Source organism: Pseudonocardia sp. MH-G8 (assembly GCF_002262885.1).
Taxonomy (GTDB): domain Bacteria; phylum Actinomycetota; class Actinomycetes; order Mycobacteriales; family Pseudonocardiaceae; genus Pseudonocardia.
On the sequence record NZ_NKYF01000006.1, the window covers coordinates 49755 to 65103 of the forward strand.

Consider the following 15349-nt stretch of genomic DNA (forward strand, 5'->3'; position numbering starts at 1 on the left):
GCCGCGTCAGCCCGTCGCCGCCGCGCACCAAGATCCGAAGTATCGGTTGCTCATTGTCGTGACGGCAGCAATGGACAACCGATACTGCGGATCTTGCCGATGTCCTCGGCCTAGTGGCCGAGCACCGGGTGCGCCACGTACGCCGCCTCGAGCGCGGCGATCTCCTCGTCGGACAGCTCGACGTCCACGGCGGCCACCGCGTCCTCCACGTGCCCCGGCTTCGTGGCCCCGATGATCGGCGCGCTGACGGCCTCCTTGTGCAGCATCCAGGCCAGCGCCACCTGGGCGAGCGGCAGACCGCGGGCCTTCGCGACGTCGGCGACCGCGCGCACGACGGCGTCGTCGGACTCGGTGTACATGCGGTCGGCGATCGGGTCGCTCGAGGAGCGGGTGGTGGTGCGCTCCTCCGGCAGCCGCGCCAGGCGGCCGCGGGCGAGCGGGCTCCACGGGATCACCCCGATGCCCTGGTCGAGGCACAGCGGGTGCATCTCCCGCTCCTCCTCGCGGTAGAGCAGGTTGTAGTGGTCCTGCATGGCGACGAACCGCGTCCAGCCGCCGAGGTCGGCCGTGTGCTGCGCCTTCGCGAACTGCCAGGCGTACATGCTCGACGCGCCGATGTAGCGGGCCTTGCCGGCGCGCACGACGTCGTGCAACGCCTCCATCGTCTCCTCGATCGGCGTGTACGGGTCGTAGCGGTGGATCTGGTAGAGGTCCACGTGATCGGTGCCGAGGCGCTGCAGCGACTTGTCGATGCTCGCCATGACGTGCTTGCGGGACAGGCCGCGGTCGTTCGGACCGTCGCCCATCGCGTTGAAGACCTTCGTGGCGAGCACGTAGTCGTCGCGGTCGGCGAAGAACTCGCGCAGGAGGGTGCCGGTGACCTCCTCGCTCGCGCCGAGCGAGTACATGTCCGCGGTGTCGAAGAAGATGATCCCGGCGTCGACGGCGCTGCGCACCAGCGGCCGGGACGCGTCGAGGTCGAGCACCCAATCCCGCCAGCTCGACGAGCCGTAGCTCATCATCCCCAGGCAGATGCGGGAGACCTGCAGTCCGGTGGAACCCAGTCGCGTGTACTCCATGGGGCCTGTCTACTCCCCCGGCCGCTGCGCGGTCACCACTCGATCCCGCGCTGCCCCTTCTGCCCGGCGTCCATCGGGTGCTTGAGCTTCGTCGTCTCCATCACCAGGTCCGCGGCCTCGATCAGCTCGGGTGCGGCGTCGCGGCCGGTGATGATCACGTGCTGCCGGCCCGGGCGCGCGGCGAGCGCCTCCACGACCTCGTGCACGTCCACCCAGCCCCACTTCATCGGGTAGGTGAACTCGTCGAGCACGTAGACGTCGTGCGCCTGCGCCTCGAAGCGGCGGCGGATCTCCGCCCAGCCCTCGGCGGCGGCCGCGGCGTGGTCCTCCTCGGTGCCGTGCTTGCGGGTCCAGGACCAGCCCTCGCCCATCTTGTGCCACTCGACGGGCCCGCCCTCGCCGGTCTCGGAGTGGACGCGGCCGAGCGCGCGGAACGCGGCCTCCTCGCCGACCTTCCACTTCGCCGACTTCACGAACTGGAACACCCCGATCGACCAGCCCTGGTTCCAGCCGCGCAGCGCGAGCCCGAACGCGGCGGTCGACTTGCCCTTCATCTCTCCGGTGTGCACGACCACCAGCGGCCGGTTGCGGCGCTGGCGGGTGGTGAGCCCGTCGTCGGGCACCGTGGTGACCTGACCCTGCGGCATGTCCGTCCCTCCTACGCGGCGCGCACGGCGCGCACGACGCCCGCGACCTGGTCGGCCGACAGTTCGGCGAGCCCGAGCACCGGGCCGCCCGCCGCGGCGGCGACCCGGCCGGCGAGACCCAGGCGCACCGGCCCGCTCTCGCAGTCGACCACGATCGTGGCCACCCCGTCGGCCGCCAGCATCCCGGCGGCCCGGCAGGCGTCGTGCACGGCGTCGCCACCCGGGCGGGCCGCGACGGTGGCGCGCCCGTCGGTGAGCAGCACGAGCAGCGCGCGGCGGCGCGGGTCGCGCAGCCGCTCGACGCGCAGCACCGAGCGCGCCCGCAGCAGCCCCTCGGCCAGCGGTGTGCGCCCGCCCGTGCGCAGCTGGGCGAGCCGCGCCTGCGCCGTGGGCACGCTGGACGTCGGCGGCAGCACCAGCTCCGCACCGCCGGCCCGGAAGGAGACGAGCCCGACCTTGTCGCGGCGCTGGTAGGCGTCGCGCAGCAGCGACAGCACCGCGCCGCTCACGGCGGCCATCCGCTGCCGGGCGGCCATCGAGCCCGAGGCGTCCACGGCGAACAGGACGAGGTTGGCCTCGCGGCCCTCGCGCTCGGCGCTGCGCAGATCGGCCGGGTGCAGCCGCAGCCCGGCGCCCGTGCGCCCGCGGGCGCGCTGGTGCGGCGCCGCGGCGGCCACCGTGGCCGCCAGGTGCAGGTCCGCGGCCCGTCGGGGGGTGCGCCCGGACGCCCGCACCACGCGTCCGGCGCCGGTGCGCGCCCGGGACCGCCGGCCCGGCGCCCCCTCGCCCACCCCGGGCACCTCGAGCCGCCGCGCCCGGAACGGCGCCGTCGCGGGCGGCGCGGCCTGCGTGCGCCCGTCCCCGCCCGGGCGGGCGGAGGGCTCCCCGCCGGCTGCGGTGTCCGTCGCGGGGTCCGGGGCGCCACCGTCGGGGCCGCCGCCGTCCGGCCCGTCACCGGGTCCGCCACCGTCGGGGCCGCCGCCCTCGGGGCCGCCGCCGGGCCCGTCGTCGTCCGGCCCCTCCGGGGGCTCCTGCTCCCCCGCCTCGCGCAGGGCGTCGTCGAGGGCCTGGTCGTCCATGCCGGGCTCGTCGAACGGGTCGCGGCGGCGGCGGTGCGGCAGCGCCAGCCGGGCGGCCACGCGCACGTCCTCCTCCGCGACGGCCTCGGCTCCCCGCCAGGCGGCGTGGGCCACGGCGGCGCGGGCGATCACGAGGTCGGCGCGCATCCCGTCGACGTCGAAGGCGGCGCACACCGCGGCGATCCGGCGCAGCTCGGTGTCCGGGAGCACCACGGCGGCCAGGCGGGCCTGGGCGGCGGCGATCCGCTCGGCCGTCTCGGCCTCGGCGGCGCGCCACCGGTCGACGAACCCGTCGGGATCGGCCTCGAACGCCAGCCGGCGCCGCACGACCTCCACGCGCGTCTCCACCTCGCGCGCCGCCCGCACCTCGACGGCGAGGCCGAAGCGGTCGAGCAGCTGCGGGCGCAGCTCGCCCTCCTCCGGGTTCATCGTGCCGACCAGCAGGAACCGGGCGGCGTGCGACACCGAGACCCCGTCGCGCTCCACATGCGCGCGACCCATCGCGGCGGCGTCGAGCAGCAGGTCGACGAGGTGGTCGTGCAGGAGGTTGACCTCGTCGACGTAGAGCACGCCGCGGTGCGCGTCGGCGAGCAGGCCCGGCTGGTAGGCGCGCACGCCCTCGGACAGCGCCCGCTCCAGGTCCAGCGAGCCGACGAGCCGGTCCTCGGTGGCGCCGACCGGCAGTTCGACCAGCCGCGCCGGGCGGGTCTCGGCCGCTGCGCCGGCGGCGTGCGGCCCGTCGGGGCAGGCGGCGTCGGGTGCGTCGGGCGCGCAGCCGAAGCGGCAGCCGGGCACCACGTCCAGGGTCGGGAGCAGGGCGGCGAGCGCGCGCACGGCCGTCGACTTCGCGGTGCCCTTCTCCCCGCGCACCAGCACGCCGCCGACGCCGGGGTGCACGGCGTTGAGCAGCAGCGCCAGGCGCAGGTCGTCGTGGCCGACGAGCGCGGAGAACGGGAACGGCGAAGCGGTCACCGGGGGGAGCCTGCCAGAGAGGAGGTCACCGTCGGGAGGTCCGGGGGCGGACCGTGATTGATGACATGTTCAAGTGAGCGTATGTCGATGTGCCGTTCGACGAGGTCGCCGAGCACGTCGAGCTGGGCGGTGCGCTCGGCCGCGAAGCAGGTGTCGGGCGCCGGCACGAAGCCCGTGCGGCCGGCATGCGTGGCGACGCGGCGCAGCAGGGCGCGGCGGAACCCGTCGTTCTCCAGCAGCCCGTGCCAGTGCGTGCCGAGGACGGCGCCGGAATCGGACCCCTCGCCGTCGAGCAGCTGCGGGTCACCGGTGTGCACGACCCGGCCGTGGTGGATCTCGTAGCCGCGCACGGGCTCGCCCCAGGCCGTGCCCGTGGGGTTGCCGAGGTGCTTGTCGACGTCGAACGCGACCTCCAGGTCGAGCAGGCCCAGGCCCTCGGCGTCGCCGCCCTCGACGCGGTGCGGATCGAGGATCCGCCGTCCGAGCATCTGGTAGCCACCGCAGATCCCCAGCACCGGACGGCCGGCGCGGGCGTGCGCGAGCACCGCGTCGGCGAGCCCGGTACGGCGCAGCCAGGCGAGGTCGCTCACGGTGGACTTGGAACCGGGCAGCACCACGAGGTCGGAATCGGCCAGCCGGGACGGCTCGGTCACGTACCGGACGGCCACACCCGGCTCGACCGCGAGCGCCTCGGCGTCGGTGGCGTTGGAGATCCGCGGCAGCCGCACCACCGCCACCCGCAGCCACTGCCCGCCGTGCGGGGGTGCGGGACGGCCGAGCACCCCGTCGGCCACGGCCGAGAGCGAGTCCTCCGCGTCCAACCACAGCCGCTCCTCCCAGGGCAGCACGCCCAGGGTGGGGCGGCCGGTGAGCGCGGCGAGCTGGTCGAGGCCCGGGGCGAGCAGGGCGGGGTCGCCGCGGAACTTGTTGACCACGAACCCGGCGATCCGCGCCTGGTCGGCCGGGTCCAGCACGGCGAGGGTGCCGAAGAGGTGGGCGAGCACACCTCCGCGGTCGATGTCGCCGACCACCAGCACCGGCAGGTCGGCGGCCTGCGCGAGCCCCATGTTGGCGATGTCGGAGGCCCGCAGGTTGATCTCGGCCGGCGAGCCCGCGCCCTCGCAGACCACGACGTCGTAGCGGGCCCGCAGCTCCGCGAGGCTGCCCGTCACGACGTCGAGCAACGCCTTCTTGCGCTCCTGGTAGGACCGGGCGCTCACGGTGCCGTCCACCCGCCCGCGCACCACGACCTGGGAGCTGCGATCGCTCCCCGGTTTGAGCAGCACGGGGTTGAACGCGACGCTCGGTTCCAGCCCGCACGCCAGCGCCTGCACCGCCTGCGCGCGCCCGATCTCGCCGCCGTCGGGGGTCACCACCGAGTTGTTGGACATGTTCTGCGCCTTGAACGGCGCCACCGCGACACCGCGGCGCGCGAGCAGCCGGCAGATCCCCGTGACCACGGCGCTCTTGCCCGCGTCCGACGTCGTACCCGCCACCAGCACCGCGCCCCGCACGCCGCCAGTATCGTCGACCCGTGCGGTTCCTCCTGCGTCCCGGCTGGCTCGCCCTCATCGCGGTGATCGTCGGGTTCGCGGTCGCCGCCTTCACCCTGCTCGCGCCGTGGCAGTTCGGCCGCGAGGCCGAGCGCGAGGCCCAGCAGCGCGCCATCGACGCCGCCAGCACCACCGCCCCCGTCCCGCTCGACACCCTGGTACCCGCCGGCGACACGGTGTCAGCGGACGACGAGTGGCGCCAGGTGGTCGTCACCGGCAGCTACCTCCCCGACGCCGAGGCGCTCGTGCGGCTGCGCGTGGTGGACGGGCAGCCCGCCGTGGAGGTGCTCACCCCGTTCCGCACCGACGACGGGCGGCTGCTCGTCGTGAACCGGGGCTCGGTCACCGCCGAGAGCGGCGCCGTCGTGCCCGACTACGCGGCCCCGCCCGCCGGCACCGTCACCCTCACCGCCCGGTTGCGGTTCGACCAGACCGACCCGCAGGGGCGCGACCCGATCGAGACCGGCGGCCACCGGCAGATCTACGCCGCCGACTCCCGCGCGCTCGCCGCCGCCACCGGCCTCGACCCCGAGCCCGGCTTCCTGCAGCTCGCCCCCGACCAGCCCGGCGTGCTCGACCCCCTCGTGGTCGCCCCCACCACGGGCGGCAGCGCCCCGTTCACGAACCTCTCCTACGCCCTGCAGTGGCTGACCTTCGGCCTCATCGCCCTGTTCGCGCTCGTCTACTTCGTGCGGCTGGAGCTGCTGCAGCGCCGCGGCGGCGACCGGAAGTCCGAGCGCACCGCCCTGCGCCGCGCCCTCGCAGGCGACGACGAGCCCCCGGCCGAGCGCTGAGCCCGGGCGAGATCCCGCCGGAGGCCCGATCCTCGCGAGCCGCCGCTCGGCCCCGACGGCTGTGATCCATCTGAGCCGCACCACAACGCTGCCCAGCGGCAGCCCAGTACGTGTCGGACCGATCACCAGGCCGTGATCGGTCCGAGAGGCACCGCAGCGCTTCCCCGGAGTACTCCCTGCACTTCTCGGATCGATCACGGCAGTCGCGGGACGCGCTCGCGCGGTCCCGGACGCGGCGGGACCGGGCGACAAGCCGGGACCGTCAGGTACGGCTCGGAACGATCTCGGCTCGACCGCCGACGATCACGGCCAACCCGGCGGCGAACACGGCCGCGGCCGCGCCGACCAGGCGGGACAAGCGGGCGGCCCGGGCGAGGTCGGCCGGGGTGGGCGGGGCTCCGGAACCGAGGGACGGGCGCTCCTCGGCGCCGTGCGCGTAGACGGTCCGCCCCCCGAGCCGCACGCCGAGCGCACCGGCCGCGGCCGCCTCGACCGGCCCCGCGTTCGGGCTGGGGTGCGCGGCGGCGTCCCGTCGCCACGCCGCCAGCGCCGCACGGGGTGAGCCGCCGACCGCCGGGGCGAGGCCGGCGAACAGCAACGCCGACACGCGCGCGGGCACCAGGTTCGCCACGTCGTCGAGCCGGGCAGCCGCCCATCCGAAGCGCCGGTACCGCGGCGAGCGGTAGCCGACCATCGCGTCGAGGGTGTTCAGCGCCCGGTAGCCCAGCAGCCCGGGAACGCCCGCCACGGCGCCCCACAGCAGCGGCGCCACCACGGCGTCGGAGGTGTTCTCCGCCATCGACTCGGTGCCCGCGCGCGCCATGCCCGCGGCGTCGAGCGCGGCGGGGTCGCGCCCGCACAGCGACGGCATCCGGGCCCGGGCGCGGGTGAGGTCGGCCGCGGTGAGCTCGTGCGCGAGGCCCGCCCCGTGCCGGGCGAGGGAGGTACCGCCCAGGACGGCCCAGGTCGCCGCGCCCGTGAGCACCACGCGGGCGAGCGGGTGCTCCGCCGTGGCCCGCTCGCCCAGCGCACCCAGCCCGGCCGTCGCGCCGACGAGCACCGCCGCGTGGACCGTCCCCGGGAGACGCCGATCCGCGTAGCAGCGCCGCTCGAGCGCGACGGCGAGCCGGCCGAAACCCGCGACCGGGTGCCCGCGCCGCGGATCGCCGAACAGCGCGTCGGCCACCGCCCCGAGCACCAGACCCGCCGGTCGCACCCACACCCGCCTCCGCACGACCGGACCGTACGCGGCGAGCGGGTCGCCACGGACGTCACCCGCCGGGCGCGGGATCGGTGCGTTCGGGCGGTTCGACGAGGTGGTGCTGGTAGGCCAGTACGACCAGCTGCGCGCGGTCGCGCGCGCCGAGCTTGGCCATCGCCCGGCTGACGTGGGTCTTCGCGGTGGCGCGGCTGATGGTGAGGGTCGTGGCGATCTCGGAGTTGCTCAGCCCGTGGGCGACCAGACCCACGATCTGCCTCTCGCGCGCGGTGAGCAGGTCCATGGCCTGCGGATCCACCCGCAGGGTCGTGCTGCGCCCGGTGAGCCGGGCGATCAGCCGCCGGGTCAGCCCCGGCGACAGGAGCGCCTCGCCACCCGCGACGAGCCGGATGCCGTGCAGCAGCTGACCGGGTTCGGTGTTCTTGATCAGGAAGCCCGCGGCGCCGGCGCCCAGCGCCTCGACGACGTACTCGTCGTGGTCGAACGTGGTGAGGATGAGCACGTGGACGCCCGCGAGGTCGGGGTCGGCGCCGATCTCGCGGGTCGCGCGCAGCCCGTCGACGACCGGCATCCTGATGTCCATCAGCACCACGTCGGGGCGGGTCTCACGGACCAGGTCCACCGCGGCGGCCCCGTCGCCGGCTTCACCGACCACGACCATGCCGGGCTCGCTGTCGATGAGCACCCGGAAACCGCCGCGCACGAGTGCCTCGTCGTCGGCGATGAGCACCCGGATGGGTTCGTGCGACATCATCGCCGGTCCGGGAGGGGCAGCTCGGCGCACACCTCGAAGCCGCCCTCGGGGTGCGGGGCCGCGACCAGCCGGCCCGACAGCGCGCGGGCGCGTTCGCGCATGCCCTCGATGCCGTGCCCGCGCGAGGTGTCCGCGCCGGTGGTGGGCCCGTCGTCGCGGACCCGGATGAGCAGCCGGGAGGGCTCGCGCTCCACCGTCAGCCGCACGGTGCGCGCCCCGGCGTGGCGCAGGACGTTGGTCAGCGCCTCCTGGATGATCCGGTAGGCGGCCAGATCCGCCGGGGCCGGCAGCGGACCTGCGTCGTCGTCGACGTCCAGCTCCACCCGCAGGCCGCCCGCCTCGGCCATGTCGAGCAGGTCGGTGAGCCGCTCCAACCCGCCCAGTGGTGACCGCGGTTGCTCGGGACCCTCCCCGGGCGAGGTGTCGGCGCGCAGGATCCCGAGGATGCTCTTGACGTCGGTGAGGCCCTCGTCGCAGATCTTCTTGATGGCGGCCAGCGCCTCGCGGGCCTGCCCGGGGCGTTGGTCGACGACGTGCAGACCCACCCCTGCCTGCACGCTGATGGTGGCCATGGCGTGCCCGAACACGTCGTGCAACTCGCGGGCGATGCGCAGCCGCTCCTCGACCGCGATCCGGTGCGCCCGCTCCTCGCGGCTCCGGGTCTCACGGGCGAACTGGGCGCGGGTGGCGGCCAGGACCATCCGGTAGTAGCCCACCGCCGTGCCGGCGCTGCTCGCGGTGGCCACCGACAGCACGGCGTCGGGGACCACGCCGACCGTCGCGACGTCGCCGAGCACCACCCGGATCGCGAGGATCTGGACCAGCGCCGTGAGCACGGCACCGGCGAGGCCCCACCTCCAGCCGCGGTGGGCCGCGAGGGTGTAACAGCCGATCAGGGGCGCCAGCACGACCAACCGGCCGGGGTAGGCGCCGAGGAACCAGCCGATGCTGACGGCGTTCAGCACCACCAGCGCCGCGACCGGGTAGCGACGCCGCACCGCGATCGCGGCGGCGACCGTGGCGGCCAGGGCGCCCGCTCCGGCGTCCGCCGGGCGCGGGCTCGCCGCCGCCACCGGCCCGATCTCGAGCACCGCGGCGACGAGGAGCCCCACAGCCACGCAGACGCCGAGAGCCACGTCGGCCACGAGCGGCGGCACATGGCGGCGGCCCACCGCCACAGGCATGGTGCTGACCATCCCCACCCTCGATCCAGGCTCGACGGGGCGCACACCGCCCTCGGCTCATCGTGCCCGGTCCGACGACCGCCGGGCATCCGCCGTGTGCGGTGCACCGGCACTACCGCAACGGGTGGACGCGGCTACTGCCGGCGGCTGACCGTACGCCGGGCGCAGCAGTCGGAGAACACCTCCCTCGCCCGACGCGAAGACCCCGGCCGGGCAGCCACCATCGGCCGGTCGACCGAAAGGACCTCCCATGTCCGTCCGCCTCCTGCTCGCCGCACCCGATACCGCGTACGTCCTCCTCGCCGCCGGCGGCCTCGGCGCCGGGCGCACGGTGCCCACCGTGGCCGCCGTCCTGGGACTGATCAGCGTGGTCGTCGGCGGGCTCGCCCTGTCCCGCCGCGCGCGACGTTCGCCCACGAATCGGACCCGGGCCGTCGTGGCCACGGCGCTGGGGTTGATCAGCGTGGTCGTCGGCGGGCTGCACGCGGCGAACTCCGCCGGTGGTCTCGGCACCGGCAACGGGCTGGCCGGGGCCGTCGTGGCCATGGCGCTGGGGCTGGTCGGCCTCGTCCTCGGCGGGCTGGCGCTGCGCCGCCGCACCGAGGCGGCGCCCGGGCACGAAAGCCGGCGGGCGCCGTGATTCCATCAAAGCGACTTGATGCATCAGGCTGGATTGATGTATCTTCCCGGGATGCCGGACCTGGCACGGCGCACGACGGGTCCGCCGGTCTTCCTCCGACTGGCGGCGCATCCGCTGCGCTGGCAGCTCCTGACCGCGCTCGCCACCGGTGACCACCGCGTCCGCGAACTCGGCGCCCAGGTCGGCCACCCGCAGAGCCTGGTCTCCTACCACCTGCGCCTCCTGCGCGACGCGGGGCTGGTCACCGCCACCCGGAGCAGCTTCGACGGTCGGGACAGCTACTACCACCTGGACCTGGACCGCTGCGCGCACGCGCTCGCCGACAGCGGCTCCGCCCTGCACCCGGCGCTGCGCCGGGACCCCGTGCCACCCCCGGGCCCGCTCGCCGTGCTGTTCGTGTGCACCGGCAACAGCAGCCGGTCACCGATCGCCGAGTCCCTGTTGCGCCACCACACCGCCGGCGCCGTCACCGTGACGAGCGCCGGCAGCCGACCCAAGCCGCGCCTGCACCCCCACACCATCCGGGTGCTGCGCGGGTCGTTCGGCATCGACGCCGCCGGCCGCCGCCCCCGACACCTGGACACGCTCGCCGGGCAGCGGTTCGACCACGTCATCACGCTGTGCGATCGCGCCCGCGAAACCTGCCCGGAGTTCCCCGACCGTCCCCGACGGACCCACTGGAGCGTCCGCGACCCCGCAACGCCCGAGGGCGGCACCGACGCCACGTACTCCGCCTTCGAGCGCGCCGCAGCAGACATCGACACGCGTGTCCGGCACCTGCTGCCGGTCCTCGCCGCCACCTACCGCCAGGAGGGTCTGCCGTGAACGCAACCGACCAGTACGTCGGCGTCCGCTACATCGTCGAGGACGTCCAGGCCGCCGTCGACTTCTACACCGGCCACCTCGGCTTCGAGCTCCGCATGAACGCCGCACCGGCGTTCGCGGACGTGGTCCGCGGCCGGCTGCGGCTGCTGCTGTCCGGACCCGCCAGCTCCGGCGCACGCGCCACCCCCGCCGACGCCGCGACGCCGGGCCGCAACCGCATCCACCTGATCGTCGACGACCTCGATGCCGCCGTCACCCGGTACCGCGACGCCGGCCTGCCGTTCCGCAGCGACATCGTCAGCGGCCCCGGCGGACGCCAGATCCTGCTCGCCGACCCCGACGGCAACCTCGTCGAGCTGTTCGCGCCCGCCGCGGACTGAGCAGGCGGTCCGGACGGCACCCGGACCGCCACTCGCGGGAGCGTGTGCGCGGTGGGCAGGTCATCATCGCGGCATGCGCACCGAACTGGATCCCGCCGAGCTGGGGCCGCGCCCGTTCTACAAGCTGCTCACCGCGGTCGTCGTCCCCCGCCCGATCGCGTGGGTCTCCACCCGCTCCGCCGACGGCACCGACAACCTGGCGCCGCACTCGTTCTTCACGGTCTCGTGCGTGGATCCGCCGATGGTGCAGTTCACCAGCGTCGGGAAGAAGGACTCGCTGCGCAACGTCCTCGAGACCGGCGAGTTCGTGGTCTGCCTCGCCACCGAACCGCTGTTCGAGCACGTCAACGCCACGGGCACCAACTTCCCGGCGGGGGTGAGCGAGTTCGGCGAGGTCGGCCTGACGCCCGAGCCCAGCACCCACGTGGCGCCGCCGCGGGTCGCCGAATCGCCGGTGGCCCTCGAGTGCCGGCTGCACCGGTCCCTCGAGCTCGGCGACTCGACGGTGGTGATCGGTCGGGTCCTGCACGCCGCGGTCGCGCCGGACGTGTTCGACGGCGACCCGCACGACGGCGGGCTGCCCGCGATCGGCAGGCTCCGGCCGCTGGCCCGCCTCGGACGCGACGAGTGGTCCACGATCGGCGACGTCCTCGACATCACCCGCATCCCGCACCGCGAGTGGCCCGGCCACTTCACGGGCCACCGCCCCGCCGACGGGGGTGAGGGCTGACGGTCAGCCCGGCACCGGCGGGGTCGGTACCCGGCCCGAGGCGATCTCCTCCACCTGGCCGATCACGGCGGCCCGCCACTCCGGCGGGAAGACCGCGAAGGTGCCGGCGTCGACGGCATCCAGCGCCTCTGCGGCCACGGACGCGGGAGCGACCCCGTCGGTCGACATCCCGCTGGCCACCAGCGCGGGGCAGACCATGCTGATCGTCACCGGCGTGCCCGCCAGCGCCATGGCGGCGTGCGCCACCACAGCCACCACCGCGTGCTTGGACGGACCGTATGCGCCGCCGCCCGGGAAGACCGTGAGCCCGGCCAGCGAGGCCGTCACCAGGATGTGCGCCGGCCGGTCGGCAGCGAGGAGCCGGGGCACGAAGGCACGCAGGCCGTTCACCACGCCGCCGACGTTGACGTCGAACACCCGCTTCCAGTCTTCGGGGCCGACCTCCCACGGCGCGCCGAGATCGGCGCCGAGCACGCCGGCGTTGAGACAGACCAGCGACGCTGCGCCGGCCCGTGCGGCGAGTGCCTCCACGGCGTCGGGATCGGCGACGTCGGTGACCACGGCCGTGCCCCCGGTGCGCGCCGCGACCCGCGCGAGCGCCTCGGCGTCGACGTCGGCGAGGAACGTGCGGTACCCACGTCCCCGCAGTTCCACCGCAAGCGATGCCCCGATGCCACCGGCGGCGCCGGTGACGACGGCGAGGGACGGGTCGGTCGTGGTCATGGCGGAACGGTAACGGCCGCTCTAGTCGCCCCCGACCGCCCGGCCCAGCCGCAATCCGTGCAGGTGCTGGGCGTCGGTGGCGATGTGGTGCAGCGAGCAGGGCCAGCGTTCACCGGAACCGCTGGAGTTGCGGCAGGCCGTGCAACGGCCGAGCCGGTCGGGCACGTGCGCGGCGAGCAGCCGGCGCCAGACCTCGGGCATCCCGGCCATGACGTCGGCGAGCCCGCCCGGCGTCTCTGGAAGCGTCACGCCCGTTCCAACCCGAACCGGTCAGAGGAGCTATTCCACCTGGAGGGTCCTGTCGGCGAACGGCGATCGAGACGCGATCGGTCGCCCGTGATGTGCGCCATACCGGCACGCACGACCGATCGTCGGCCGAAGATCACCGCTGGGCGCAACGGGTGTCAGAGGGTGAACTCACCGGACGGGGTCGCGGCGGCGTCGGCGTGCAACTCGGCCTCGCGGCCGCGCAGCTCGACCCGGCGGATCTTGCCCGAGATCGTCTTGGGCAGGGGCGCGAACTCCAGGCGGCGGATCCGTTTGTAGGGCGCCAGGTTGTCGCGCGCGAACTGCAGGATCGCCCGCGCGGTCTCCTCCGTGGGCTCGTGCCCCGCCGCGAGCGTCACGTAGGCCTTCGGGACGGCGAGGCGCACCGGGTCCGGCGACGGCACGACGGCGGCCTCGGCCACCGCGGGGTGCTCGATCAGGACGCTCTCGAGCTCGAAGGGGCTGATGCGGTAGTCGGAGGCCTTGAACACGTCGTCGGACCGCCCGACGTAGGTGATGTACCCGTCGGCGTCGCGCGAGCCCACGTCGCCCGTGTGGTAGTAGCCACCTGCCATGGCCTCGGCGTTGCGCTCCGCGTCGCCGGAGTAGCCGACCATCAGCCCCAGCGGGCGCTGCGCGAGATCGATGCAGATCTCGCCCTCGTCGGCGAGGGCTCCGGAGGCGGGGTCGACCAGGGCGATCGGATAGCCCGGGATCGGCCGGCCCATCGAACCCGGCTTCACCGTCTGCCCGGGCGGGTTGCCGATCTGGACCGTGGTCTCGGTCTGCCCGAACCCGTCGCGGATGCGGATTCCCCACGCCTTCTCGACCTGCTCGATGACCTCCGGGTTGAGCGGCTCCCCCGCCCCGACGACCTTGGCCGGCGGGTTCGGCAGGCTCGACAGGTCGGCCTGGATCAGCATCCGCCACACGGTCGGCGGCGCGCAGAAGCTCGTGACCCCGCAGCGGTCCAGCACCCCGAGCACGCTCTCGGCGTCGAACTTGGCGTAGTTCATGACCAACACGCAGGACTCGGCGATCCACGGCGCGAAGACGTTGCTCCACGCGTGCTTGGCCCAGCCCGGCGAGGAGATGTTGAGGTGGATGTCACCGGGTCGCAGCCCGATCCAGTAGACGGTCGAGAGGTGCCCGACGGGGTAGGACGCGTGCGTGTGTTCCACGAGCTTCGGCTTCGCGGTGGTGCCGGAGGTGAAGTACAGCAGCAGCGTGTCCGAGCCACGGGTGACGCCGTCGGGTGCGAAGGCGGGGGACGCGGCGGCCGCGGCGGCGTAGTCGAGCCACCCTTCGGGGGCACCGCGCACGGCGATCCGCGTGTAGTTGCCCGCGACGTCGTCGAACTTGCCGGCATCGGCGCCGCCCACCACCACGTGCCCGGCCCCGCCGCGGTCGAGGCGGTCACGCAGGTCCGACGCCGTCAGCAGCGTGGTGGCCGGGATGACGACCGCGCCGAGCTTCATCGCGGCGAGCAGGGTCTCCCACAGCTCGACCTGATTGCCGAGCATGAGGATGATGCGGTCGCCGCGGCGCACCCCGTGCGAGCGCAGCCAGTTCGCCACCCGGTTCGACCGGTCCGCGAGCTCGGCGAAGGTCCAGTACGCCTCGGAGCCGTCCTGCTCCACGATCCACAGCGCCCGTGCCGCGCCGCGCTCGGGATCGGCGGCGACGGTGTCGAAGTGGTCCAGCGCGAAGTTGAACTCGTCGATCTCGGGCCAGCGGAAGTCGCGGTAGGCGGTGTCGTAGTCCTCCCGGTGCGCCGCGAGGAACTCGCGGGCGGCGTAGAAGTTCGCCAGCGACGATGAAGACGACGATGAAGACGACGACGATGACGCTGCTGACGACCCTGCGGACCCGTTCATGACCTCACCTCGGAAGTTGCCACGCTGCCGTCCCGCACCCTAGTGATTCACGGCGCTCGCGGTGCACCTCCGATCGGACAGGTCGCCCGCGGCGATCCCCCGGACGCGCCGGGCGGCGCGCCCGGGGTTGGGCCCGCGCCGCCCTACCGTGGCGCGGTGATCACGCCCGTCCGGTGCCGCGCCGCCGTCGTTCTCCTGCTCGGCGGGCTCCTGCTGGTGGGCTGCGCCACCGGGCCCGCCCCGACGTCCGGCACCCGGACCGGTGCGGAACCGGCACCGCAGGCCGTCGCGCCCGGCACGGCACCGTCCGCAGGACAGGAGAGCCCTCCGGCCGACCCCGTCACGCTGCCCTGGCCCGCATCCGGCACGGCAGAAGCGGCGGCACTGCAGGCCGAGGTCGACCGCGGGTCGCAGCCGTGGCTGCTCGATCCGTCCGAGGTGGCGATCGCCTACGCCGCGGCGGCGCACGACTGGCCCGACGCGGAGGCCTACCCCGGCCCGGACGGCACCAGCGTGGACGTCCGCAACGCGGCGGGTGACCGACTCAGCCTCAGCCTCGCCCAGCCCGCGCGCCACGGTGGCGACGGCATCTGGGTGGTCACGGCCGAGCACTGAGTCACGCCCTC

The 15349-nt window shown here is 74.8% G+C and carries 16 protein-coding genes; 6 read left to right on the plus strand and 10 right to left on the minus strand.

Translation table 11 applies throughout. The features are described 5' to 3' along the window. Window positions 1–110: 110 nt before the first annotated feature. From CFP66_RS16350 to CFP66_RS16365, 4 genes are read right to left on the minus strand one after another with little or no spacing between them, the layout of a single operon-like run. On the minus strand, window positions 111–1079 hold the full coding sequence (locus tag CFP66_RS16350; protein WP_094924931.1) for an aldo/keto reductase: 969 nt from the start codon (window positions 1077–1079) through the stop codon (window positions 111–113). A gap of 32 nt (window positions 1080–1111) precedes the next feature. Further along, complete coding sequence (gene cobO, locus CFP66_RS16355; protein WP_094924933.1) at window positions 1112–1726, minus strand: cob(I)yrinic acid a,c-diamide adenosyltransferase; 615 nt, start codon at window positions 1724–1726, stop codon at window positions 1112–1114. Window positions 1727–1737: 11 nt separating this feature from the next. Continuing rightward, complete coding sequence (locus CFP66_RS16360; protein ID WP_094924935.1) at window positions 1738–3777, minus strand: putative cobaltochelatase; 2040 nt, start codon at window positions 3775–3777, stop codon at window positions 1738–1740. Continuing rightward, window positions 3774–5291: a cobyric acid synthase gene (locus CFP66_RS16365; RefSeq protein WP_094924937.1), complete on the minus strand. Its 1518-nt coding sequence runs from the start codon at window positions 5289–5291 to the stop codon at window positions 3774–3776. The genes CFP66_RS16360 and CFP66_RS16365 overlap by 4 nt, the downstream gene beginning before the upstream one ends. Window positions 5292–5311: 20 nt before the next feature. On the opposite strand from CFP66_RS16365, the gene CFP66_RS16370 reads away from it, so the two are divergent. Continuing rightward, window positions 5312–6124 carry an SURF1 family protein gene (locus CFP66_RS16370; protein WP_094924939.1) on the plus strand — a complete coding sequence of 271 codons (813 nt, stop codon included), beginning with the start codon at window positions 5312–5314 and terminating at the stop codon, window positions 6122–6124. A gap of 262 nt (window positions 6125–6386) precedes the next feature. On the opposite strand, the gene CFP66_RS16375 is transcribed toward CFP66_RS16370, so the two are convergent. The 3 genes from CFP66_RS16375 to CFP66_RS16385 are packed head-to-tail and all read right to left on the minus strand — an operon-like array spanning window position 6387 to window position 9281. Further along, window positions 6387–7358: a cobalamin biosynthesis protein gene (locus tag CFP66_RS16375; protein ID WP_094924941.1), complete on the minus strand. Its 972-nt coding sequence runs from the start codon at window positions 7356–7358 to the stop codon at window positions 6387–6389. Window positions 7359–7395: 37 nt separating this feature from the next. Then, window positions 7396–8097: a response regulator transcription factor gene (locus tag CFP66_RS16380; protein WP_233159480.1), complete on the minus strand. Its 702-nt coding sequence runs from the start codon at window positions 8095–8097 to the stop codon at window positions 7396–7398. Then, window positions 8094–9281 (minus strand): sensor histidine kinase, encoded by a 1188-nt coding sequence (locus CFP66_RS16385; RefSeq protein WP_143517275.1) that lies wholly within the window; start codon window positions 9279–9281, stop codon window positions 8094–8096. The genes CFP66_RS16380 and CFP66_RS16385 overlap by 4 nt, the downstream gene beginning before the upstream one ends. Window positions 9282–9531: 250 nt before the next feature. Between CFP66_RS16385 and CFP66_RS16390 the strand changes: the two genes are divergently transcribed. The 4 genes from CFP66_RS16390 to CFP66_RS16405 all read left to right on the plus strand — a co-directional run bounded on the left by CFP66_RS16390 (window position 9532) and on the right by CFP66_RS16405 (window position 11856). Beyond that, entirely contained in the window at window positions 9532–9921 is a 390-nt protein-coding gene (locus CFP66_RS16390) for a DUF6223 family protein (protein ID WP_094924947.1), read from the plus strand. A 51-nt stretch (window positions 9922–9972) separates the two neighbouring features. Further along, window positions 9973–10746: a metalloregulator ArsR/SmtB family transcription factor gene (locus CFP66_RS50160; protein ID WP_094924949.1), complete on the plus strand. Its 774-nt coding sequence runs from the start codon at window positions 9973–9975 to the stop codon at window positions 10744–10746. Continuing rightward, window positions 10743–11126, plus strand: coding sequence for a VOC family protein (locus CFP66_RS16400; RefSeq protein WP_094924951.1), 384 nt, complete (start codon window positions 10743–10745; stop codon window positions 11124–11126). Before CFP66_RS50160 ends, CFP66_RS16400 begins: the two co-directional genes overlap by 4 nt. A gap of 73 nt (window positions 11127–11199) precedes the next feature. Continuing rightward, entirely contained in the window at window positions 11200–11856 is a 657-nt protein-coding gene (locus tag CFP66_RS16405) for a flavin reductase family protein (RefSeq protein WP_094924953.1), read from the plus strand. 3 nt (window positions 11857–11859) lie between these two features. On the opposite strand, the gene CFP66_RS16410 is transcribed toward CFP66_RS16405, so the two are convergent. From CFP66_RS16410 to CFP66_RS16420, 3 genes are all read right to left on the minus strand, one after another. After that, window positions 11860–12579, minus strand: a complete 720-nt coding sequence (locus tag CFP66_RS16410; protein WP_094924955.1) for an SDR family oxidoreductase — start codon at window positions 12577–12579, stop codon at window positions 11860–11862. A gap of 21 nt (window positions 12580–12600) precedes the next feature. Next, complete coding sequence (locus CFP66_RS16415; RefSeq protein WP_094924957.1) at window positions 12601–12828, minus strand: hypothetical protein; 228 nt, start codon at window positions 12826–12828, stop codon at window positions 12601–12603. Between the two features lie 155 nt (window positions 12829–12983). Then, window positions 12984–14723 carry an AMP-binding protein gene (locus tag CFP66_RS16420; protein ID WP_094924959.1) on the minus strand — a complete coding sequence of 580 codons (1740 nt, stop codon included), beginning with the start codon at window positions 14721–14723 and terminating at the stop codon, window positions 12984–12986. A 156-nt stretch (window positions 14724–14879) separates the two neighbouring features. Here CFP66_RS16420 and CFP66_RS16425 point away from each other — a divergent pair, with 156 nt between their 5' ends. Next, window positions 14880–15338, plus strand: coding sequence for a hypothetical protein (locus CFP66_RS16425; RefSeq protein WP_094924961.1), 459 nt, complete (start codon window positions 14880–14882; stop codon window positions 15336–15338). Window positions 15339–15349: the final 11 nt, after the last annotated feature.